This is a genomic window from Pseudomonas sp. SJZ079 (assembly GCF_007993865.1).
In the GTDB taxonomy this organism is placed as follows: domain Bacteria; phylum Pseudomonadota; class Gammaproteobacteria; order Pseudomonadales; family Pseudomonadaceae; genus Aquipseudomonas.
Map to the genome: position 1 here is coordinate 64,276 of NZ_VIUH01000017.1, position 21,303 is coordinate 85,578.

23 protein-coding genes and 1 pseudogene are annotated in these 21,303 nt (G+C 64.1%); 12 read left to right on the forward strand and 12 right to left on the reverse strand.

Annotation, left to right across the window (positions count from 1 at the left end; genetic code table 11):
• Window position 1: 1 nt before the first annotated feature.
• Window positions 2-1,498, reverse strand: a complete 1,497-nt coding sequence (locus FBY03_RS15615; RefSeq protein ID WP_147173289.1) for a YifB family Mg chelatase-like AAA ATPase — start codon at window positions 1,496-1,498, stop codon at window positions 2-4.
• A gap of 34 nt (window positions 1,499-1,532) precedes the next feature.
• A complete protein-coding gene (locus FBY03_RS15620) occupies window positions 1,533-1,805 on the reverse strand; it encodes an accessory factor UbiK family protein (protein ID WP_147173290.1) in 273 nt (90 codons plus the stop codon).
• A gap of 411 nt (window positions 1,806-2,216) precedes the next feature.
• On the opposite strand from FBY03_RS15620, the gene glnK reads away from it, so the two are divergent.
• The 4 genes from glnK (at window position 2,217) to sutA (ending at window position 5,804) form a co-directional block, all read left to right on the forward strand.
• Window positions 2,217-2,555 (forward strand): P-II family nitrogen regulator, encoded by a 339-nt coding sequence (gene glnK / locus FBY03_RS15625; RefSeq protein ID WP_003096476.1) that lies wholly within the window; start codon window positions 2,217-2,219, stop codon window positions 2,553-2,555.
• Between the two features lie 35 nt (window positions 2,556-2,590).
• Window positions 2,591-3,904, forward strand: coding sequence for an ammonium transporter (locus FBY03_RS15630; RefSeq protein ID WP_147173291.1), 1,314 nt, complete (start codon window positions 2,591-2,593; stop codon window positions 3,902-3,904).
• Window positions 3,905-3,983: 79 nt separating this feature from the next.
• Window positions 3,984-5,234: an ammonium transporter gene (locus tag FBY03_RS15635; protein WP_147173292.1), complete on the forward strand. Its 1,251-nt coding sequence runs from the start codon at window positions 3,984-3,986 to the stop codon at window positions 5,232-5,234.
• Between the two features lie 234 nt (window positions 5,235-5,468).
• Window positions 5,469-5,804 carry a transcriptional regulator SutA gene (gene sutA, locus FBY03_RS15640; protein WP_147173293.1) on the forward strand — a complete coding sequence of 112 codons (336 nt, stop codon included), beginning with the start codon at window positions 5,469-5,471 and terminating at the stop codon, window positions 5,802-5,804.
• 118 nt (window positions 5,805-5,922) lie between these two features.
• Here the strand turns inward: sutA and FBY03_RS15645 are convergent, their stop codons facing one another.
• The 6 genes from FBY03_RS15645 to FBY03_RS15670 all read right to left on the reverse strand — a co-directional run bounded on the left by FBY03_RS15645 (window position 5,923) and on the right by FBY03_RS15670 (window position 10,555).
• Window positions 5,923-6,618: an HAD family hydrolase gene (locus tag FBY03_RS15645; RefSeq protein ID WP_147173294.1), complete on the reverse strand. Its 696-nt coding sequence runs from the start codon at window positions 6,616-6,618 to the stop codon at window positions 5,923-5,925.
• Entirely contained in the window at window positions 6,615-7,511 is an 897-nt protein-coding gene (xerC, locus tag FBY03_RS15650; protein WP_147173295.1) for a tyrosine recombinase XerC, read from the reverse strand. The genes FBY03_RS15645 and xerC overlap by 4 nt, the downstream gene beginning before the upstream one ends.
• Before the next feature lie 122 nt (window positions 7,512-7,633).
• A complete protein-coding gene (locus FBY03_RS15655; RefSeq protein WP_147173296.1) occupies window positions 7,634-8,332 on the reverse strand; it encodes a DUF484 family protein in 699 nt (232 codons plus the stop codon).
• Window positions 8,329-9,159: a diaminopimelate epimerase gene (gene dapF, locus FBY03_RS15660; RefSeq protein ID WP_147173297.1), complete on the reverse strand. Its 831-nt coding sequence runs from the start codon at window positions 9,157-9,159 to the stop codon at window positions 8,329-8,331. Before dapF ends, FBY03_RS15655 begins: the two co-directional genes overlap by 4 nt.
• Window positions 9,160-9,169: 10 nt before the next feature.
• Window positions 9,170-10,423, reverse strand: coding sequence for a diaminopimelate decarboxylase (lysA, locus tag FBY03_RS15665; RefSeq protein WP_147173298.1), 1,254 nt, complete (start codon window positions 10,421-10,423; stop codon window positions 9,170-9,172).
• Between the two features lie 9 nt (window positions 10,424-10,432).
• A complete protein-coding gene (locus FBY03_RS15670) occupies window positions 10,433-10,555 on the reverse strand; it encodes a lipoprotein (RefSeq protein WP_083491696.1) in 123 nt (40 codons plus the stop codon).
• Window positions 10,556-10,892: 337 nt separating this feature from the next.
• Here FBY03_RS15670 and FBY03_RS15675 point away from each other — a divergent pair.
• From FBY03_RS15675 to FBY03_RS15695, 5 genes and pseudogenes are all read left to right on the forward strand, one after another.
• Window positions 10,893-11,057 (forward strand): annotated as a pseudogene (locus tag FBY03_RS15675) (AraC family transcriptional regulator); the annotation flags it as partial.
• Window positions 11,058-11,126: 69 nt separating this feature from the next.
• Window positions 11,127-11,459: an iron donor protein CyaY gene (cyaY, locus tag FBY03_RS15680; RefSeq protein WP_147173299.1), complete on the forward strand. Its 333-nt coding sequence runs from the start codon at window positions 11,127-11,129 to the stop codon at window positions 11,457-11,459.
• Window positions 11,431-11,652 carry a DUF1289 domain-containing protein gene (locus tag FBY03_RS15685; RefSeq protein WP_371920783.1) on the forward strand — a complete coding sequence of 74 codons (222 nt, stop codon included), beginning with the start codon at window positions 11,431-11,433 and terminating at the stop codon, window positions 11,650-11,652. Before cyaY ends, FBY03_RS15685 begins: the two co-directional genes overlap by 29 nt.
• Window positions 11,653-11,769: 117 nt before the next feature.
• Complete coding sequence (gene rnk / locus FBY03_RS15690) at window positions 11,770-12,177, forward strand: nucleoside diphosphate kinase regulator (protein WP_147173300.1); 408 nt, start codon at window positions 11,770-11,772, stop codon at window positions 12,175-12,177.
• Between the two features lie 199 nt (window positions 12,178-12,376).
• Complete coding sequence (locus FBY03_RS15695) at window positions 12,377-13,048, forward strand: lipase family protein (protein ID WP_256677946.1); 672 nt, start codon at window positions 12,377-12,379, stop codon at window positions 13,046-13,048.
• A gap of 110 nt (window positions 13,049-13,158) precedes the next feature.
• Here the strand turns inward: FBY03_RS15695 and FBY03_RS15700 are convergent, their stop codons facing one another.
• The 3 genes from FBY03_RS15700 to FBY03_RS15710 form a co-directional block, all read right to left on the reverse strand.
• Window positions 13,159-16,014 carry a class I adenylate cyclase gene (locus FBY03_RS15700; RefSeq protein ID WP_147173301.1) on the reverse strand — a complete coding sequence of 952 codons (2,856 nt, stop codon included), beginning with the start codon at window positions 16,012-16,014 and terminating at the stop codon, window positions 13,159-13,161.
• Between the two features lie 205 nt (window positions 16,015-16,219).
• Entirely contained in the window at window positions 16,220-16,465 is a 246-nt protein-coding gene (locus tag FBY03_RS15705) for a TIGR02647 family protein (protein ID WP_147173302.1), read from the reverse strand.
• 145 nt (window positions 16,466-16,610) lie between these two features.
• The gene (locus tag FBY03_RS15710) at window positions 16,611-16,889 is read right to left on the reverse strand and encodes a hypothetical protein (RefSeq protein ID WP_147173303.1); all 279 of its coding nucleotides are present in this window, start codon (window positions 16,887-16,889) and stop codon (window positions 16,611-16,613) included.
• Between the two features lie 144 nt (window positions 16,890-17,033).
• Here FBY03_RS15710 and FBY03_RS15715 point away from each other — a divergent pair, with 144 nt between their 5' ends.
• On the forward strand, window positions 17,034-17,699 hold the full coding sequence (locus tag FBY03_RS15715; protein ID WP_147173304.1) for a glutathione S-transferase family protein: 666 nt from the start codon (window positions 17,034-17,036) through the stop codon (window positions 17,697-17,699).
• Window positions 17,700-17,715: 16 nt separating this feature from the next.
• Here FBY03_RS15715 and argH read toward each other — a convergent pair whose 3' ends face one another.
• Window positions 17,716-19,110 carry an argininosuccinate lyase gene (gene argH / locus FBY03_RS15720; RefSeq protein WP_147173305.1) on the reverse strand — a complete coding sequence of 465 codons (1,395 nt, stop codon included), beginning with the start codon at window positions 19,108-19,110 and terminating at the stop codon, window positions 17,716-17,718.
• Between the two features lie 255 nt (window positions 19,111-19,365).
• Here argH and FBY03_RS15725 point away from each other — a divergent pair, with 255 nt between their 5' ends.
• Together FBY03_RS15725 and FBY03_RS15730 are read left to right on the forward strand one after the other, a co-directional pair.
• The gene (locus tag FBY03_RS15725) at window positions 19,366-20,451 is read left to right on the forward strand and encodes a sensor histidine kinase (protein ID WP_147173306.1); all 1,086 of its coding nucleotides are present in this window, start codon (window positions 19,366-19,368) and stop codon (window positions 20,449-20,451) included.
• The gene (locus tag FBY03_RS15730) at window positions 20,448-21,194 is read left to right on the forward strand and encodes a LytTR family DNA-binding domain-containing protein (protein WP_147173307.1); all 747 of its coding nucleotides are present in this window, start codon (window positions 20,448-20,450) and stop codon (window positions 21,192-21,194) included. Before FBY03_RS15725 ends, FBY03_RS15730 begins: the two co-directional genes overlap by 4 nt.
• The last annotated feature ends 109 nt before the right edge of the window (window positions 21,195-21,303 follow it).

The window sequence follows — 21,303 nt, forward strand, 5'->3', positions numbered from 1 at the left end:
CTCAGCCGTGCGGGCTGCCGCGGTATTGCAGGGCTTCGGCCAGGTGGTGGCGGGCGATCGCCGCGACCTGCTCCAGGTCGGCCAGGGTGCGCGCCACCTTGAGCACCCGGTGCGCCGCGCGCAGGGACAGGCCGAGGCGTTCGCAGGCATTTTCCAGCCAGCTCTGATCGGCGCTGGTCAGGGCGCAATGCTGGCGCAGGCCGGGCAGGTCGAGAAAGGCATTGGCCACGCCCTGGCGCTGCAGTTGCCGCTGCCGGGCGCGGGCGACCAGGGTCGCGCTGGTCGCCGTGTCGCTGCCATGCTCGGGGGGCACATGCAGGGCAGTGGTTTCGCGCGCCACGCTGATGTGCAGGTCGATACGGTCGAGCAGCGGCCCGGAGAGCTTGCCGCGGTAGCGCTGAATCTGCTCGGGGCTGCAGCGGCAGCGGCCGCTGGGGTCGCCGAGAAAACCGCAGGGGCAGGGGTTCATCGCCGCGACCAGCTGGAAGCGGGCGGGAAAGCGCACCTTGTCGCGGGCCCGGGCGATGACGATCTGCCCGCTCTCCAGCGGCTCGCGCAGCACTTCCAGTACCTTACGGTCGAACTCCGGCAGTTCGTCGAGAAATAACACCCCCTGATGGGCCAGGGTGATTTCGCCGGGCTGTGGACGACTGCCGCCACCGACCAGTGCCGGGCCGGAGGCACTGTGATGCGGGTTTCTGAACGGCCGCTGCGGCCAGGCGTCCAGCGGCGTGTGGCTGGCGACCGACTGGATGGCGGCGACTTCCAGGGCCTCCTGTTCGTCCAGCGGCGGCAGCAGGCCAGGCAGGCGACTGGCCAGCAGGGTCTTGCCGGTGCCCGGCGGCCCGGTGAACAGCAGATTGTGCGAGCCCGCCGCCGCGACTAGCAGGGCGCGCTTGGCGGCAGTTTGCCCCTGTACTTCGGCGAGGTCCGGGTAGGGCAGGCTTTGGCGCAGCAGGCCCTGGGCCTGATAGGGCGCGATGGGCGTCTGGCCGGTGAAATGTGCGGCCAACTCCAGCAAATGCTCCACGGCGATCACGCACAGCCCGGAGGCCAGGCTGGCTTCCTCGGCGTTGGCCTTCGGCACCACCAGGCTGCGTCCGGCGGCGCGCGCCGCCAGGGCCGCGGGCAACACACCCTGCACCGGGCGTATGGCGCCGGACAAGGCCAGTTCACCGAGGCACTCGACCTGCTCCAGCGCGGCGGCGGGCAGTTGTCCGCTGGCGGCGAGAATGCCCAGGGCGATGGCCAGGTCGAAGCGCCCACCGTCCTTCGGCAAATCGGCGGGGGCCAGGTTCAGGGTGATGCGTCGCGGGGGAAAGTCGAAGGCGCAATTGAGGATGGCGCTGCGCACCCGGTCCTTGCTTTCCTTGACGGCCGTTTCCGGCAAGCCGACCAGTGCCAGCGACGGCAGGCCGTTGGCCAGATGCGCCTCGACGGTGACCGCCGGCGCTTCGACACCGACTTGGGCGCGACTGTGGACTATGGCCAGGGACATCGATCACTCCTTGATCGTCTGCCGGCCGAGTAGGCTACTCGGTGGGCGGAGATGGCTCGGTTACGACGCGGGCTTCCAGTTCGGCGACCTTGGCTTCCAGTGCCTCCAGGCGCGCACGGGTGCGGGCTAGCACGGTCATCTGGCTGTCGAACTCTTCCCGGCTGACCAGGTCGAGTTTGCTGAAGCCGCTCTGCAACAAGGCTTTGAACTGGGCTTCGAATTCGCTGCGGGGCAACGGCGTACTGCCGTTGAACAGACGGGAGGCGTGGGCGCTGAGGGCATCGAGCAGGGCTTTGGGCGGCAACATGGCAGGGTTCCAGGGACAGACGGGCGGCAGTGTAGCACGCAGCCCAGGCGTGGTTCGGGAGGTCCAGCGCTGCACAGTTATTGCGCACTCATGGTGGGGCACCTGCACTATTGTCGTGCATCGAGCACCGAGCAACCCCAGGTGAAACACGGTGTTTAGCCAGTAACCATCTGAAAAAGAGAGTTTTTTGTGTAACTGGCAAGCTTTCTGCTTATTCGTCCATGCAGCACGCACCGATGCAGTTCCGGTGCATGAGGCGAAGCGCAGATGTGTTTCGCCGGGAACGGTTGGTGGATAAGGGATCGCCCCAGCTCGGGCAGCCGATGCATTACAAAAGCCAGACACTGCGCTTAGACTTGAGCCGGGTTCGTAATTCCTGGGGCAAGTCCACCTTACACGGGAGAAAGTTACATGAAGCTAGTCACTGCCATCATCAAGCCGTTCAAGCTGGACGACGTCCGTGAGTCACTGTCGGAGATCGGCGTGCAGGGCATTACCGTCACCGAGGTCAAAGGCTTCGGTCGGCAAAAGGGCCACACCGAGTTGTACCGCGGTGCCGAATACGTAGTCGATTTCTTGCCGAAGGTGAAGATCGACGTAGCCATCGCCGACGATCAACTGGATCGAGTGATCGAGGCCATCACCAAGGCCGCCAACACCGGCAAGATCGGTGACGGCAAGATCTTCGTAGTCAACCTGGAACAGGCCATCCGTATCCGTACCGGCGAAACCGATACCGACGCGATCTAAGCCTCCGAACGAACCCACGCCCCAGGAGTTAAACCATGACTCTGCGAAAAATCGCAGGGCTAGGCGCCCTATTGTCTCTCGTTCCTGGCCTGGCCATGGCCGACGAGGCGAGCCTGAACGGTGGCGACACAGCCTGGATGCTGGTCGCGACCGTGCTTGTGCTGTTTATGACGATTCCCGGCCTGGCCTTGTTCTACGCCGGTATGGTGCGTTCGAAGAACGTCCTCTCGGTGTTGATGCAGTGTTTTGCCGTGACCGGACTGGTCAGCATTCTCTGGGTGGTTTACGGCTACAGTCTGGCGTTTGACACCACCGGCATGGAGCAGGGGGTGTTCAACTTCAACTCCCTGGTCGGTGGCCTGTCGAAAGCCTTTCTCAGTGGCCTGACCACCGATAGCCTGGTCGCGGCGATTCCGGAAAGTGTGTTCATCACCTTCCAGATGACCTTCGCCATCATCACCCCCGCCCTGATCGTCGGTGCCTTCGCCGAACGCATGAAGTTCTCCGCCATGCTGATCTTCATGGCCGTGTGGTTCACCCTGGTCTATGCGCCTATTGCGCACATGGTCTGGAGCGGCGACGGTGCGCTGCTGTGGGATTGGGGCGTGCTCGACTTCGCCGGTGGCACCGTGGTGCACATCAACGCCGGTATCGCCGGTCTGGTGGCCTGCCTGGTGCTGGGCAAGCGCAAGGGCTTCCCGACTACCGCCATGCCGCCGCACAACCTCGGCTACACCCTGATCGGCGCGAGCATGCTCTGGGTCGGCTGGTTCGGCTTCAACGCCGGCTCCGCCGTGGCCGCTAACGGCACCGCGGGCATGGCCATGCTGGTCACCCAGATCGCCACGGCCACCGCCGCGCTGGGCTGGATGTTCGCCGAGTGGATCACCCACCGTAAACCGAGCGTGCTGGGCATCGCCTCCGGTGCCGTAGCCGGTCTGGTGGCGATCACCCCGGCCTCGGGTACGGCGGGTCCGATGGGCGCCCTGGCGATTGGTCTGGCGGCGGGGGTGATCTGTTTCTTCTGCGCCACCAGCCTGAAACGCAAACTGGGGTATGACGACTCGCTGGACGTGTTCGGTGTGCATGCGGTCGGCGGTATCGTCGGCGCCATTCTTACCGGTGCGTTCGCCGCACCGAGTCTGGGTGGTTTCGGCACCGTCGAGGACATTCCCGCGCAGTTGTGGATACAGATCGAGGGCGTGGCGTTCACCGTGGCTTATACCGCCGTAGTGACCTTTGCGATCCTCAAGGTGATTGACCTGGTAATGGGCCTGCGGGTCAGTGAAGAGGAAGAGACAGTCGGTCTCGACCTCGCTCTACACAACGAGCGTGGCTACAACTTGTAAGCACACGGAGTGCGCCCGGAGCCAACCCGGGCGCCTTAACCGAACAGCGCTATAAAAGCGCGACGGCAAGAGGTGAACCATGGACAACACAGCATTGACTGCATTGCAGTACGGCTTCGATACCTTCTATTTCTTGATTTGCGGCGCCTTGGTGATGTGGATGGCGGCGGGTTTTGCCATGCTCGAAGCGGGCTTGGTACGCTCCAAGAACACCACCGAAATCCTCACCAAGAACATCACCCTGTATGCGGTGGCCAGCATCATGTACCTGGTGATCGGCTACCACATCATGTACTCCAGCCCGGAAGGCGGCATCCTGCCGAGCCTGGGTTTCCTCCTCGGTGACGAGAACAGCGTCGAGTCGGCGCTTGCCGGCGGCGACGACGCGCCGTACTACTCGGTCCGTTCCGACTTCTTCTTCCAGGTGGTGTTCGCCGCGACCTGCATGTCGATCGTTTCCGGCGCGGTGGCCGAGCGCATGAAGCTGTGGGCGTTCCTCGCCTTCGCCGTGGTCATGACCGGTTTCATCTACCCGGTGCAGGGTTTCTGGAAATGGGGTTCGGGCTTCCTCAACGAAGCGGGCTTCCTCGATTTCGCCGGTTCCGGTGTGGTGCACATGGCCGGGGCGACTGCCGCGCTGGCGGGCGTCCTGTTGCTCGGGGCACGTAAGGGCAAGTACGGCGCCAACGGTCAGGTCAATGCCATTCCTGGCGCCAACCTGCCGATGGCAACCCTCGGTGCCTTCATCCTGTGGATGGGCTGGTTCGGCTTCAACGGTGGCTCGCAGCTGAAGATGAGCACCATCGAGGACGCCAACGCCGTCGCCCAGGTGTTCGTCAACACCAACATGGCCGCCGCCGGTGGCCTGGTAGCGGCGTTGATCGTCGCGCGCATCCTGTTCGGCAAAGCCGACTTGACCATGGCGTTGAACGGCGCCCTGGCGGGTCTGGTGGCCATCACCGCCGAGCCGCTGACGCCGGGCGCCCTGCAAGCGACCCTGATCGGTGGTGTCGGTGGCGTACTGGTGGTGTTCTCCATCCTGGCCATGGACAAGCTGAAGATCGACGACCCGGTGGGTGCCATCTCGGTACACGGAGTGGTCGGTATCTGGGGCCTGCTGGCGGTCTGCCTGACCAACAGCGATGCCAGCCTGAGCGCGCAGTTGCTGGGTATCGGCGTGATTTTCGCCTGGGTGTTCGTCGCCAGCTTGATCGTCTGGTCGATCCTCAAGGCGGTGATTGGCTTGCGGGTCACTGAGGAAGAGGAATACGAGGGCGTGGACCTGGTCGAGTGCGGTATGGAAGCCTATCCGGAGTTCACCAAGTCCTGATTGACCGTAGTAATGACGAGGGCGCCTAAGGGCGCCCTTTGTTTTTTCTGGCGGCGCGCTAGAATGCCCGGCGATGGGTATTGTTCGTTCGCCGAAGGGTGCTCGCCAGAGCCTGCGCGCGACGCGGCTGGCGACTTTGCCAGGCAAAGCCATTGAAATTTTTTCCGGTGGGGTGCTAAGCACCGCGCAGCTGGGCTATAACTAACCTGCTTTTCGCAAGTCATGAGGTTGAACATGAGCGACGACGAACTGGAACACGACGAGTTGGAAGGGGCTGACGAGGACGACGGCGAGGAGCTGGCGGCAGCCGATAGCGGTGATGTCGACAGCGACGATGAAGATGATGGCGAGGTCGTTGCTGGCGGCAAGAGCAAAGGCAAAGGCAAAACCAAGGCGGTCACGGTCGAAGAGTTGCCGAGCATCGAAGCCAAACAGAAAGAGCGCGATGCGCTGGCCAGCGCCATGGAAGAGTTTCTCGCGCGCGGCGGCAAGGTGCAGGAGGTCGAGCCCAACGTGGTCTCCGACCCACCGAAGAAGCCGGACAGCAAATACGGCAGCCGTCCCATCTGAGGGGTGCATGGCCACAATCGAGCCCGTCATCGACGGGCTTTTTTGTCGGTGCTGATCACTGCATGCGGTGGCGTCGGGCTGGACCAGGCGCGCTGCGCCGCTTGCTCTCGGCGACGGTTCAGGTCCAGCGCAGCAGCAGTTCTGGCAATTCGGCCAGGTTACCGATCTCGGCGTCCGCCTTGCCTTCACCTTCCCAGGCTTTGCCCAGCGGGTTGAACCAGATCGCTCGCAGGCCGGCGGCCTGGGCGCCGGCGATATCATCGCTGGGGTGGTCGCCGATGTGCACGGCATGCTCGGCCGCGATGCCGGCACGCTTGAGGGCTTCGAGGAAGGGTTTCGGGTCCGGCTTGCCGACCCCCAGCTCCTCCGCGCAGAGGGCGAACTGGAAGTAATCGGCCAGGCCCAGGCGGCGCACGTCGGCGTTGCCGTTGGTGATGACCCCGAGCTGATAGCGGTTGGCCAAGGTCTCCAGGGTCGGGTGTACCTCGGCGAACAGTTCGACCTGATGGCGCGCGGCGAGGAATACCTGGAAGCCGCCCTCGGCCAGGAGGGCGGCCTCATCCTGCGGATAGCCGGCATCGCTCAGGGCATGCAGGAGGATGCGTCGACGCAACTCGCTCAAGCGGTGTTTGAGCATCGGCTCGGCCTGTAACAGGTTGGCGCGAATCGACCATAGATGCTCAACCGGTACGGCGCCCAGGCGTGGGGCGTGCAGGGTCAGCCAATTGCGCAGCGCCGCTTCGGCATCCTGCATGACCGGCGAAACATCCCACAGGGTGTCGTCGAGGTCGAAGGTGATCAACTGAACGCTCATTCTGTACTGCCCTTACGTTTGGCCCGTGGGTGGGCACGGTCATATACCGTGGCCAGGTGCTGGAAATCCAGGTGGGTATATATCTGCGTGGTGGCGATGTCGGCATGCCCAAGCAGCTCTTGCACCGCGCGCAGGTCTTGCGAGGATTCCAGCATATGACTGGCGAAGGAATGCCGCAGCATATGCGGGTGCAGGTGTTGGCCGAGTTCGCGCACGCCGGCCTGACGTACGCGCAATTGCACCGCCCGCGGACCCAGGCGGCGGCCCTGCTGGCTGATAAAGACCGCGCCATCGGCGGGGTTGGCCAGGGCGCGTAGCGGTAACCAGCTTTGCAGTGCCTGGCGGGCCATGCGCCCGACCGGTAGCTCACGACTCTTGTTACCCTTGCCGCGCACCCGCACCAGACCGGCGGGCAGGTCGAGGCCGTCGAGGTTCAGCCCGACCAGCTCGGACAGGCGCAGGCCCGAGGAGTAGAACAGTTCGAGCATGGCCTGGTCGCGGAGGGCGATGAAGTCGTCTTCCACCGCGCCATCGAGCAGCTGGGCGGTGCGGTCGGCATCCAGGGTTTTCGGCAGGCGGCGCTCGCCTTTCGGCGGCGTCAGACCGCTGGCCGGGTCATGCTGGCTATGGCCTTCGCGGATCAGGTAGCGGTACAGGCCGCGTACCGCCGAGAGCAGGCGCGCCAGGCTGCGACTGGACTGGCCCTGCTGGTGCAGCGTGGCCAGCAGGCGGCGCAGCCTGCGGGTGTCCAGATCGACCCAGGCGGACAGCTGTTCGGCCTCGCAGAACGTCAGAACCTTGCCGAGATCGCGGCGGTAACCGTCCAGGGTATGCCGGGAGACCTGGCGCTCGCTGCGCAGATGTTCGAGGTAGGCATCCAATTCGGTTTGCATGAAGTGCCCTCTGTCTCCAGCGAAGGTTGGGTAGAGGCGGTGTTTGCCGAAACCCAGCTGGGTGAGCGTATCGCTGGGTTTCGCTGCGCTCTACCCAGCCTACCGGCTTCTAGTGCGGGTGTTTAACGCACCGAGCGCAATGGCGGGGCGAAGCCCGGCAGCACGCGGGCCAGGACTTCGGCGATGTAGCCGAGGAACAGGGTGCCGAGGGAGCTCTTGTAGTGTTGCGGATCGGCACTGCCAATTGCCAGTACACCGTGCAAGCCCTGGTGCGACAGGGCCACCACGGCCGCCGAGCCGATCTGCTCGGCCGCGCTGTCGCCGAACAGGAACACCAGCTCATGCTTGCGCAGCACTCCGCAGATGGTCTTGCCACCTACCAGCAGGCCGCCGATGGCCTGATGCGCTTCGGCACCGCTGACCGGGCGCCCGACCGGCAGCTGCGCTTCGCTGAACAGAATCAGGCTGACGAAGGGCACCTGGAATTCGCGGCGCAGGCTGTCTTCCACGGCGCTGACCACTTCTTCCAGGCTGGCGGCATCGAGCAGGTCGAGGACTAGGCGGCGGGTCTTGTCGAACAGTCTGTCGTTGTCGCGCGCCACGTCCATCAGTTGCGACAGGCGGTGGCGCATCTCGATGTTGCGCTCGCGCAGCAGCTTCACCTGGCGTTCGACCAGCGACACGGTGTCGCCGCGCTGGTGCGGGATACGCAGCTCGGGGATCAGCTCGTCGTGGTCGATGAAGAACTCCGGGTGCAGGCGCAGGTAAGCGGCAACCGCCTCCGAGTCGAGGGGCTTGGGCGAATCCTGCTGGTCGGTCATAAGCGAACCTGTCCTTCGTATACGCGCATCGCGGGTCCGGTCATCATAACGGGCTGGTCGGGACCTGCCCACTCGATGCTCAGCTTGCCGCCGGGCAGCTCGAGTTGCACCGGCGAATCCATCCAGCCCTGGCGAATCGCCGCCACCGCTGCCGCGCAGGCGCCGGTGCCGCAGGCCTGGGTTTCGCCGGCGCCGCGCTCCCAGACGCGCAACCGGGCGCGCTGGCGGTCGAGCACCTGGAGGAAGCCGACATTGACCCGTTGTGGAAAGCGCGGGTGGTGTTCCAGCTTGGCGCCCAGGCTGTGCACCGGCGCCTCGTCGACGTTGTCGACGCGCAGCACCGCATGCGGATTGCCCATGGACACCGCGGCCAGCTGTACGGGCTGGCCATCGACCTCGACCTCGTAGCTCAGTGCCTCGCGGTCGGCCTGGAAGGGGATCTGTTCCGGCTGCAGCCGCGGCGGGCCCATGTCCACGCTGATCTGGCCGTCGGCGCGCACGTTCAGCTCGATGATGCCGCCTTTGGTTTCGACACGGATCTGCTTCTTCACCGTCAGGCGCTTGTCCAGCACGAAGCGGGCGAAGCAGCGCGCGCCGTTGCCGCATTGCTCCACTTCCGAACCGTCGGCGTTGAAGATGCGGTAGCGGAAGTCGACGTCCGGGTTACTCGGCGGTTCGACCAGCAGCAGTTGGTCGAAGCCGACGCCGGTGTGGCGATCGCCCCACTGCTTGGCATTCTTCGGCTGGATGTGCGCGTGCTGGCTGACCAGGTCGAGGACCATGAAATCATTGCCGAGGCCGTGCATCTTGGTAAAACGCAATAACATCCCGGTGCCCTTATGGTGCTGGCGGAAGGCAGCTTTCGCCCGCGAAGAGTTCGTCGAGGGTTTCGCGGCGGCGGACTTCCAGGGCCTGTTCGCCGTCCACCATCACCTCGGCGGCGCGGCCGCGGGTGTTGTAGTTGGAACTCATGACGAAACCGTAGGCGCCGGCCGAGCACACGGCCAGCAGGTCGCCTTCTTCCAGGGCCAGCTGACGCTCCTTAGCCAGGAAGTCGCCGGTCTCGCAGACCGGCCCGACTATGTCGTACTCGCGGGGGGCGCCCTCGCGTGGGCGCACCGGCACCACGTCCATCCAGGCTTGATACAGCGCCGGGCGGATCAGGTCGTTCATCGCCGCATCGACGATGGCGAAATCCTTGTGTTCGGTGTGCTTGAGGTACTCGACCTGGGTCAGCAGCACGCCGGCGTTGGCGACGATCGAGCGGCCTGGCTCGAACACCAGGGCCAGGTCGCGGCCTTGGAGGCGTTCGCGTACGGCCTTGATGTAGTCGCCGGCCAATGGCGGCTGCTCGTCGCGGTATTGCACGCCGAGGCCGCCACCGAGGTCGATGTGGCGCAGGCGGATGCCGCGGTCGCCGAGGCGGTCGATCAGGGCCAGCAGGCGCTCCAGGGCATCGAGGAAGGGCGGCAGGCTGGTCAGCTGCGAGCCGATATGGCAGTCGACACCGACCACTTCCAGGTTCGGCAGTTGCGCGGCGCGGATGTACACGTCCTCGGCATCGCTGATGGCGATGCCGAACTTGTTTTCCTTCAGGCCGGTGGAGATGTACGGGTGGGTGCCGGCATCGACGTCCGGGTTGACCCGCAGCGAGATCGGCGCGCGCACGCCCAGCTCGGCGGCCACCAGTTGCAGGCGCTCGAGCTCATCGCTGGACTCGACGTTGAAGCAGTGCACGCCGATTTCCAGGGCGCGGCGCATGTCGTCGCGGCTCTTGCCGACGCCGGAGAAGACGATCTTCTCGGGCGCGCCGCCAGCGGCCAGGACGCGCTCCAGTTCACCGCGCGAGACGATGTCGAAGCCGGCGCCGAGGCGCGCCAGAACGTTCAACACGCCCAGGTTGGAGTTGGCTTTGACGGCGAAGCAGACCAGGTGCGGCATGCCCTGCAGGGCGTCGGCGTAGGCGTGGTACTGCGCTTCGATGTGCGCGCGCGAGTAGACATAGGTCGGCGTGCCGAAGCGTTGGGCGATGGCGGACAAGGCCACGCCTTCCGCGAACAGCTCGCCGTCGCGGTAGTTGAAGGCGTTCATAACCCGTCCTTATTCGGTTTGACTGGAAGCGGGCGTCTCGTCCGGCAGGAACAGCGGACCCTTCTGGCCGCAACCGGTGAGCAAGGCGGAGACCGCGACGAGCGCGATAAGGGCAGTGAGCAACCGCTGCATGGCGAAATCCTTGTAATAAAGCATGATTGCGCGGGAGTATACCGGCCCCCCGGCCCCTTGCCTATGCGCCGGGGTTCCCGCCCGGCGGGGCTTTGCCCCTGTCCCCGGGGCGTTACGGATTAAGCGAATGGAACCTGGATGGATCACCCCACGCCGCTCCGCAGCTCGGTTTCGGTCGCCTACCCGCAAGGTTTACTGGATTAGCTCGAACGTCGCGGCGGCTGCCGGTGCTCCACATCTGCGCGCCCAGCGTGACCAGCGTGTAGCCGCCCGCAGCTACCTGGAGTGGCTCGGTCATGCCGCGGACTCGACGGGTGAGAGCAGCTCGGCCTGCCCCTTGCTGCGGCGTTTGCGTGAAGCCGGGTTATCCTTTAGCCAGCTACTGGACGAGACACGCCAACAACTGGTGTTGCATTATCTGCGCGCCCTGGCGCTGGAGCTGGCGGAAATCGCCTTCCGAGCCGGTTCGCCGGCCCGAGCGTTTCGCCGTTGGAGCGGGTAGAGTCCGGGCGAATACCGCCGACAGCTTGCTCTTATCTTGAGATAACCGAATTTTCCGAGGACAGTCGCAATGAGTTTGACCGAAGCCCGCTTTCACGATCTGGTTGATGCCGTACAGCAAGCGGTGGAGGACATCTTCGATGACTGCGACCTGGACCTCGATCTGGAAAACTCCGGTGGCGTGCTGACCGTGCGTTTCGAGAACGGCACCCAGCTGATCTTCAGCCGCCAGGCGCCGATCCGCCAGCTCTGGCTGGCGGCACGCTCTGGCGGCTTCCACTTCGACTACGATCAGGCCAGCGACCGGTGGATCTGCGACAGCAGCGACGAGCAGCTCGGCGAGATGCTCGAGCGCATCACGCTGGAGCAGTCGGGTGAAAACATTGAATTCGACGAGCTTTGAGCCCGGTCCTGGCGCTGCCGACGACACGGTGAATTCGCCGTGCCGACGTCAATGCTGCCTGGACGATCAGGACATCTGCGTGGGCTGTGGCCGCCTGCTGGAGGAGATCCGCGAATGGGGCAAGGCCGACAGCCCGCGCCGTCGCGCCATTTGCGCCAGCGCCCAGGCACGCCTGCAGCAACGGCAGAGCTGACCGGCCGGTCTTGTTTATTTAAACGGCTGTGATACGGTCAGCCTCACCACCGTAAAACCTCGCCTCCGGGCGGGGTTTTGCTTTTTTCGCGCCCAGCAAGGGAGGCTTGCGTTCGCCATGAGCAGTTCACCGACGATCACCATTACCCGTCTCGACTTGCAGCGGTTGGAAAACCTGCTCGATAGGCAGAAAGACTTCGGCCCGGGCGCGATTGCCCTGCAGGCCGAGCTGGATCGCGCCGAAGTCGTTGGCCTGGATGAAGTTCCGGCCGGTTTGGTCACCATGAATTCACGGGTGCATTGCCGTGAAGAGAGCAGCGGCAAGGACTATCACCTGACCCTGGTCTACCCGCAGGACGCTGGCGGTGAAGGCAAGGTGTCGATCCTGGCGCCGGTCGGCAGCGCGCTGCTTGGGCTGACGGTCGGCCAGCATATCGACTGGCCGGCACCCGGCGGCAAGGTGTTGAAACTGACCCTGCTGGCAGTGGAATACCAGCCGGAAGCGGCGGGCGAATACAGCCGCTGAGTCATGGCTGAGCGGCACGGTGGTACGCATGGTTTAGCCTGAGCAACAGACTCGACCGAGCAAGGAGGCGTGAATGTCCAGCCTGCCTCTGTATTTCCCTCAAGGTTTCGCCCTGTCGCAGGCGCGACTGTGCGCCCAGTTGGTCGGCGCGGCCTACGACCAGTTCAGTCAATGACGGCGCCAGCAGCGGCCGCGGCGGATGCAGGATTTCAGCTGGCAGCCGCCAGCGATGGCCGGCTGGCGGTTCTCCGCGCCGATCTGGAGCCACTTAAGCGCATTGCACTTTCTCAATGAGTCGGAGCCTTTCGGCTTTGCCGTGTGTGATCCGCAGGGCGAGGCGTACCTGGTGTTTCGGGGTACCGAAACGGCGCAGGACTGGCTGGACGATCTGAATGCCGAGCAAGGCGCTTACCCTTGGCGGGCTGGGGTAGGGCAGGTGCATGATGGCTTTCTCAAGCTCTACGCCTCGTTGCGCGACCTGGCCCTGCAGGCATTGGATGGCCTGCAGCCGCAGGGCGCGCTGTGGGTGTGCGCGCACAGCCTGGGCTGCAGCTTGTCGAGTCTGGCGGTATTGGATCTGCGCGAGCGCTGGCCGGATCTGCCGTTGCAACATTACAACTTCGCCAGCCCGCGCCTGGCGGCGCCCGATTTCGCCGCCCATTACAACGCCTTGCAGGTACCGACTTTCCGCGTGGTGAATGACAGCGATCTGGTGCCGCAGGTGCCGCCAGGCGTGACCGGTCACTGGTTCTACCAGCATCTCGGTCAGGCGGTGACCTTCTCCGCCAGTTACGCGGGCTTAGCGGCTGATCACAGCTTGGTCGATTGTTACCTGTACGCCTTGCACAATCCCCAGGCGCCGATGCGCTAGTCGCCGCCTCCGCAATCACCACCGTTACTCGCCGCGCCCGAGTCACCGTGGCAGCCACTGCCGGCGCAGCCCGAGCCACATGAGCGTCATGGGCTTAGTCGTCGGTGAGATCAGGCGTGCTGCAGGGCGTTGTTCAGCGCCTCTTCCAGCCTGGCCTTGTAGCGCAGGTAATGGATGGTCTGCGCCTGACCGTCGCCGAGCACGGCCGACAGGTCGAGGTCGGTGATGTAGCAGGGGTAGCGCTCGCCGTCGCGGCGCTGGGCGAGAATATGCTTGGCCACCGCGGCGAACAGGCCGCCGGCGTATTCCAGTTCGGAGAATTCGCGGTGGTTGCAGTACAGCGTCACGTGCACGCGTGTCTTGTCGGCCGGTTCGACGATGGCCTGGACGTCATAGAAGGGGTGGCTGATCGGCGCTTGCGGCGGCGGGCACCGCTCCAGGCGCTGCGCGCGCGAGGGTGCGGCAGGCAGCACTTGGTAATAGAGCAGCTCCAGCGCGGTCTGGGGCTGCGGGCTGTCCAGCGGCAACAGAGCGTTGCGCCGGTACAGCAGCGAGCGCAGGAAACGTTGCAGTGGCGTCAGCAGGCTTTGCTCGTCGCGAAACGGCAGGCGTTGGCGCCACAGTGCATTGTGCTCATCGAGTACGGTCAGCTCGGCCTGACCGCTCGCTTCGTATTGGCGATAGAACACCTGAATGCACGCGGGGCGACTGGCCGGCAGAATCAAGGCCAGGTCGTCGCCTTCCAGGGCGTTGCGGTCGAGGTGCAGGGCGCTGTAGCCCGGCTGCTCCTCGCCGAGGTGTTCGAGCAGCGCGGGCAGACCGTTCAGCGGCGTATGGCTGACCTGGCCGGGGGTCAGTTCGAGCACGTGGTACTGCTGTTTGATTTGTAGCAGGTAGCGGTTGTGGGGCGCGCCGCCGAAGGCACCCAGGGTGCTGCGAAACAGCTCCTCGACCCGCTCGGCGATGGTGGCGGCGCGGTTGCGGCAGAAACAGCGCACGCTCAGGTTGGGCGGCTTGCTGCCTGCGGGCAGGCTGTTGAGGAAATCGCGCAGGCAGTCGAGCAGCGCGTGCGGGCCGTCATAACGGCTGGTCAACAGTTCGTTCCAACTGTTCAGGCTGACCTGGTCGATGGTCAGGACCAGGTTCTCGCGCACCCCGGAAAATCCCAGCGCATCGGTGCGTTCGCTGGTCATGTGGACATTCATCTGGCTGTGCTGCTTGAGCGGGTCGAGACCGACGTTGACCAGCAGCACCACCTGGCTCGGTGCGCTGGCGTGCAACAGCGCGGCTTCGCTGACGGGCGGCAAGGGTAGCGGAATGGCCTGCTGCAGGCTGGTCAGCAGGTTGGACAGCTCGAACTCGCTGAGGTCGCTGTTGCCCGGGTGCAATGACAGGCGCGTGCTGCTGTCGATGACGCCGTTACGGTGGCACCAGGCGAGCAGCTCGATCAGCTCGCGGGCGCGTTTCAGTGGCGCGAAATCCGCCCATTCTTGCGCGCCCAGGCTGCCATTGAACAGGGCCCACTGGCTTTCGTTGGGCGCTTCCGGGCTGGGGCACTGCACCAGGGTCAGGGTGTCTTCGCCCAGGTCCGGGGCGATGCCCGGGTTGATGAACTCGACTTTGCCGGCCTTGCGCTCGAACGCCGCATACAGCCGTCGGCCGAGCACGCTGAGGTCGCGGCTATTGAGTGAGCTGCCGGTTTGTTCGTTACGGGCGAATTGCGAGAGAAAACGGTAGCTGTAGGTCAGCTCGTTGACCAGCATGCGTCGCTCGGCGCTGACCTGGCGCACCTTCCACTGGCTGCGGCTGTCGAGCATCGCCAGTTGTCGAGCGTCCCAGTTCCAGTCGCGGGTCAGGCGCTCGAGCAACAGGCGCTGCCAGCTCTTGCGGTGGTCCCGCGGCGGTCGGCTGAGTTTCTTGTTGACCTTCAGGTACAGGCAGCGGCGAATCAGCTCGAGGCGCTCGGTTTCGCCGCGTGCCGTCAGGTATTCCTCCAGGCGTTGGTAGACCTGGACATAGGGGTCGAGCTCATCGAGGTCGAGGCGATTGGCAAACACCGCCTGCTTGAAGCGCAGCGACAGGCATTCAACCTTGGGCTGCTCGCTGGCGTAGACCTCGGTGAGGAGCAGCTTGAGCACCGACTTGTAGGGGGATTCGATGCCCTTGAACAGCTGCCACATGCCGGCGCCGATGAACTCCTCCGGCGGAATACGCGCCAGGTGACCGAGGTCGAGCACCTCGTCGGGGCGGATAAAGCGCTTGCTCAGCAAGGTGTCGATGTAGTCGAGGTAGCGGTGTTCCTCGTACGCCGGGACCAGCCACCAGAGTGGTGTGCGCCCGGCCAGCCAGATCGCCGTGCGGTAGAACTCGTCGAGCAGCAAATAGTGTTGAGTGGTGCCGCAATCGTCTGAGGTCAGCTTGGCCTCGCGGTCGCCGAGGGTGAAGCGAGCCGGATCGATCAGAAAGAAATGCGTCTCGGCGCCTTGGCTCGCCGCCCAGGTTTCGATCAGCTCGCACTTCTTGCGTAACTCGGCGATGGCCTGGGCGCTGAGGTCCGGTGCGTGGCACAGCCACAGGTCCATGTCGCTTTGCTCGGCCTGCGCCACGGTGCCCAGGCTGCCCATCAGGAACAGCCCATGAAGCGGCAGCGAAGGGCCGCCACGCTGCGCTTTATAGGCAAAGGAGCGCGTCAGGCGCTGCGCCTCGCCGAGTATTTCGGCCGTCGGTTCGAAGCCGGAGAGGCCCGCCGGGGTCAGCCCCGAGACATAGCCGGGGAGCAGCGGGTGATTGACGTGGAACAGCAGGGGCAGCAGTTTCAGTACCAGCTGCTGACGGGTCGGCAGCGCCTGCGTGGCGCGCAGCAAACGGCCCTGATTGACCTTAAGAAAGCGTGCGCGCAGCTGCGCCAAGACCTTGCGGTCGATACCGTCGTCGAGATCCGGGCGGATTTCCTGAGTGCGACTCATGCTGGGGCTCTGCAAAGTAATGCCCCACGGCTGTTAGCCAGGCGTGGGGCATGCAGGAAAAGGTGTTAGCGCCTGCGCCGTCGGCAACCTGAGGGCTGCCAGTGGGCCGCAGGCTTCAAGCTGTGGTTCAGGCGCCTGTTAAACTTGCGCTACTGCGGGGCAGTCGGACTTTTCCGCGCTCCGGACGGTCAACTCCGGCAGGTTCCTAGGCGGTTTCAGCCACATTGAGGATGGTCAGCAAGGCTTGTGCATGCTCGGCAGCATCCAGCCCCAGGCTGGTTAGGTAGCCGCCATCGGGTAGGCTGATCAAGCCTTTGTCGTGCAAGCTTTTGGCCGCGGCAATCGCCTGCGGTGCGGCGCTGTGGTGAACCTTGAGGCCTTCCTGGGTGTTGCCCAGGTTGAACAGCGCAAGAATTTCCAGTTCAGCAACCAGCTCAGGGGTAAAGGACATAGATGCTCCAGGTTCTTGTGGTCATGGGCCGGGCTTCGCAGGTGTCCGGCTGAGTAGGATCCCGCGGGCCAATTGGGCGGAGGGATGTCTGCAGTGTAGCGAGCCGCACGCTCCTGTGCTGGGTTCGGCGACTAGCGTGGCTGTTTTATTGTGTTTCGTCCGGCAATGCCGGCAATGCACGCAGCGCCTGCTCGTACCACGCCTGGTCGAAGGGGCGGTCGTCGCGCAGCATGGCCTGGATTTCATGGGCCAGCACCAGTGCCATCAGTTGCAGGCTCTCATCACGCGGATAACCGACCAGGGTCAGCTTGTTCAGCGTGGCTTGCGCGGCGGGCGGCTCTCCGGCTTCGAGCTGATTCTCGATGGCCTGAATCAGGGCGCCTTCGGTAAAGGTTTCGTCGTCGTGTTCGTCGTGTTCGCTCATGGCTGGCATATCCGGGGCGGGGACATGCAGTGTGCCAGCGAGTGGTTGGCGGCGCCATTCACTGGTTCGATACGGCTGGCTGCAATGGCCGCTCTGCGGCTATAACCCTTGTTGGCTACTTCGCCGGCACTGGAGCTCATCCTCATGTTCAAACTCTACGGATTCGCCGTCAGCAACTATTTCAACATGGTCAAATTGGCCTTGCTGGAAAAGGGCCTGACATTCGAGGTCGTCACCCTCTATGGCAACCAGAGCGAGGAGTTTCTCAGCATCAGCCCGCGCGGCAAGGTGCCGGTGCTGGGCGTCGAGCAGGGCTTCATCAACGAGACCAGCGCAATCCTCGATTATCTCGAGGAGTGCGCTGTCGGCAAGGCCCTGCTGCCGAGCGAGCCGTTCGCTCGAGCCCAGGTGCGCGCGCTGGTCAAGGAAATCGAGCTGTATATCGAACTGCCGGCGCGCATCGGCTACCCGCAAGCCTTCTTTGGCGGAGTCATTGCCGATGCACTGAAGGCCAAGTGCAAGGCCGAACTGTTGGCGGGTGTCGCCACACTCAAGCGCCACGCCAGCTTCGCGCCCTATGTGGCAGGCGACAGTTTCAGCCTGGCCGATATCTACTTCCTCTACAGCATCGACCTGGCCTGCGGGGTGGCGAAGAAGTTGTTCGACCTGGACCTGTTGGCCGATTTCCCCGAGGCCCGCGAGTTGCTCCTGCGGCTCAACCAGAACCCGCACGTCAAGCGCATCGCCGCCGATAAAGAGGCGGCGATGCCGGCGTTCCTGGCCATGGCTCAGGCTAAGGCGAAAGGCTGAGCCAGTAGCGCTAGTCTCAGCGGCTGGCCAGTAATGCCTGGCCGCGTTTGACCGCAGCACGCACCTGATTCGGCGCGGTGCCGCCAATATGGTCGCGGGCGTTGACCGAGCCTTCCAGGGTCAGCACGGCAAATACGTCTTGCTCGATCTGGTCGCTGAACTGGCGCAGTTCATCCAGGCTCATCTCGGCCAGGTCCTTGCCGTGGTCGACGCCGTATTTCACCGCATGGCCGACGATTTCGTGGCAGTCGCGAAACGGTAGGCCCTTGCGCACCAGGTAGTCGGCCAGGTCGGTGGCGGTGGAGAAGCCGCGCAGCGCCGCTTCACGCATGATGGCGTGCTTGGGCTTGATCGCCGGGATCATGTCGGCGAAGGCGCGCAGGCTGTCGCGCAGGGTGTCGGCGGCGTCGAACAGCGGCTCCTTGTCTTCCTGATTGTCCTTGTTGTAGGCCAGCGGCTGACCCTTCATCAGGGTCAGCAGGCCGGTCAGGGCGCCGAACACCCGGCCGGTCTTGCCACGTACCAGTTCCGGCACGTCGGGGTTTTTCTTCTGCGGCATGATCGAGCTGCCGGTGCAGAAACGATCGGGCAAGTCGATGAACTGGAACTGCGCGCTGGTCCACAGCACCAGTTCTTCGGAGAAACGCGACAAGTGCATCATGGCAATCGAGGCGGCGGCGCAGAACTCGATGGCGAAGTCGCGATCCGACACGCCGTCCAGCGAGTTGCCGCCGATGGCGTCGAAGCCCAGCAGCTCACAGGTGATCTGCCGGTCGATCGGGTAGGTGGTGCCGGCCAGCGCAGCCGAGCCCAACGGCATGCGGTTGGTGCGCTTGCGGCAGTCGAGCAGGCGCTCGTAATCGCGACTGAGCATTTCGAACCAGGCCAGCAGGTGATGGCCGAAGGTCACCGGCTGTGCGGTCTGCAGGTGGGTGAAGCCGGGCATGATGGTCTCGGCTTCGCGCTCGGCCTGCTCCAGCAGGCCCTGTTGCAGGCGGCTGATCTCGCCGAGGATCAGGTCGATCTCATCGCGCAGCCACAGGCGGATGTCGGTGGCCACCTGGTCGTTACGCGAGCGCCCGGTGTGCAACTTCTTGCCGGTGACGCCGATACGCGCGGTCAACTGGGCTTCGATGTTCATGTGCACATCTTCCAGGTCGATGCGCCAGTCGAACTGACCGGCTTCGATTTCACCCTGGATATGGCTGAGGCCGTCGATGATGCTGTCACGCTCGACTTCGCTGAGTACGCCAACCTTGGCCAGCATGCTGGCGTGGGCGATGGAACCCATGATGTCGTGGCGGTACAGGCGTTTGTCGAATTCGACGGAGGCGGTGAAGCGGGCGACGAAAGCGTCGACGGGCTCGCTGAAGCGGCCGCCCCAGGATTGGTTGGTCTTTTCAGTGCTCATGGGATTCGCTCGACTGGTGCGCTGATTCGGCCGGGTCGCGGCTAACGACCGGCGTGACGGAAAAAGTCCGTCGATAATAACAGGGTCATGGGTAAGATCGCCGCAGCGGTTTTACTCCTCCACGTCGCCGGTGGCAGGCCGGGCAGTGTTGGCCCGGTCACATTTTGCTGCGTCAGGTGGCATTTCAGCGCTTTATTTTGCCCGATTGCAGCCGGCCAGCTTGCCGCTTGGCCGGGCCACACGGAAACTGCGCCGATGCATATTCAATGGCTTACCCCTAAACACACCTCGACGACCATTGACGACTTTTTCGTCCCGGAGCTCTGTCAGCCGGAAGCGCTGTTGAGCATGGTGCTGCTCGCCGAGTTACTGGTGCTGGTGCTGGTACTGGCAGAGCCGATGCTGCCTGGCTTCGATTGGGTGCGTCTGGCGCTGACGTCGTTATTCGTGCAGTGGAACGTGCTGCTTTCCGCGGCGTTGCTCTGTCGTTTGCGGCCCCTGCTGGCACGCCTGCGCGCGGCGCTGGCTGGCGGCCTGTGCTGCGCGATCGTGGTCGGCTTGACCCTGGCCTGTACCGCGGTGGCCGATTATTACCAACTCGGCGGGCCGCTGCCGCGCAACGGCGAAGTCAATCTGTACCTGCGTCATGCGTTGATCAGCATGATCATGTCGGCGCTGCTGCTACGCTATTTCTATCTGCAGAGCCAATGGCGGCGGCAGGAGCAGGCGGAGTTGCGGGCGCGCATCGAATCCTTGCAGGCGCGGATCAGGCCGCACTTCTTGTTCAATAGCCTGAACAGCATCGCCAGCCTGGTGGCGATCGATCCATACCAGGCCGAGCAGGCGGTGTTGGACCTGTCCGATCTGTTTCGCGCCAGCTTGGCCAAGCCCGGCAGCCTGGTGCCCTGGAACGACGAGCTGGAGCTGGCCAAACGTTATTTGTCGATTGAGCGCTATCGCCTTGGCGAGCGACTACAGTTGCAATGGGAGGTTGCCGATGTGCCGAATGATCTGCCGATACCACAGCTAACTCTGCAACCCTTGCTGGAAAATGCCCTGATTCATGGCATTCAGCCACGCATCGAGGGCGGATTGGTACGTGTCGAGGCGAGTTATACCGATGGGGTGTTTCAGCTATGCGTCAGCAACCCATATGACGAACCCGAAGAGCAGCCGACCTCTGTGCGCGGGACGCGCCTGGCGCTGGGCAATATCGACGCGCGCCTTGCGGCACTTTTCGGGCCTCGGGCCAGTCTCAGCGTGGAGCGCCGTGACGGCCGTCACTACACCTGTCTACGCTATCCTTGTGCGAGACTCACGCAGGAAGCCACAGCGATATGAATGTCCTGATCGTCGATGACGAACCCCTTGCCCGAGAGCGCCTGATCCGCATGGTTGGCGAGCTTGATGGTTATCGTGTGCTGGAGCCTGCTGCCAGTAATGGCGAAGAGGCATTGACCCTGATCGACAGCCTGAAGCCGGATGTGGTGTTGCTGGATATCCGTATGCCGGGTCTGGATGGCTTGCAGGTCGCGGCGCGGCTCTGTGAGCGTGAGGCGCCGCCGGCGGTGATCTTCTGTACCGCGCATGACGAGTTTGCCCTGGAGGCGTTCCAGGTCAGCGCGGTGGGCTACCTGGTCAAACCGGTGCGCCCGGAAAGTTTGAGCGAAGCGCTGAAAAAAGCCGAGCGGCCCAACCGCGTGCAACTGGCCGCGCTGACCCGCCCCGCGGCGGAAACTGGCGGCGGCCCGCGCAGCCACATCAGCGCCCGCACGCGCAAAGGCATCGAGTTGATTCCGTTGGATCAAGTCATCTATTTCATCGCCGACCATAAGTACGTGACGCTGCGGCATGAGGCCGGCGAGGTGCTGCTGGACGAGCCGCTCAAGGCGCTGGAGGACGAGTTCGGCGAACGTTTCGTGCGCATCCACCGTAACGCCCTGGTTGCCCGTGAACGCATCGAACGTCTGCAGCGTACGCCACTCGGGCATTTTCAGCTGTACCTCAAGGGCATGAATGGCGAAGCGCTGATTGTCAGTCGCCGGCATGTGGCCGGAGTGCGTAAGTTGATGCACAACCTGTAGCACTGCGCCGCCGCCAGCGTTCTGCTTGAAGCCGCCGCAAGCATGGCGCGCCGTTGACCCAACTAGCCGAGTGAAATGCAGCCTGGAGAGGCTTGGCGGGTTTCCTGCT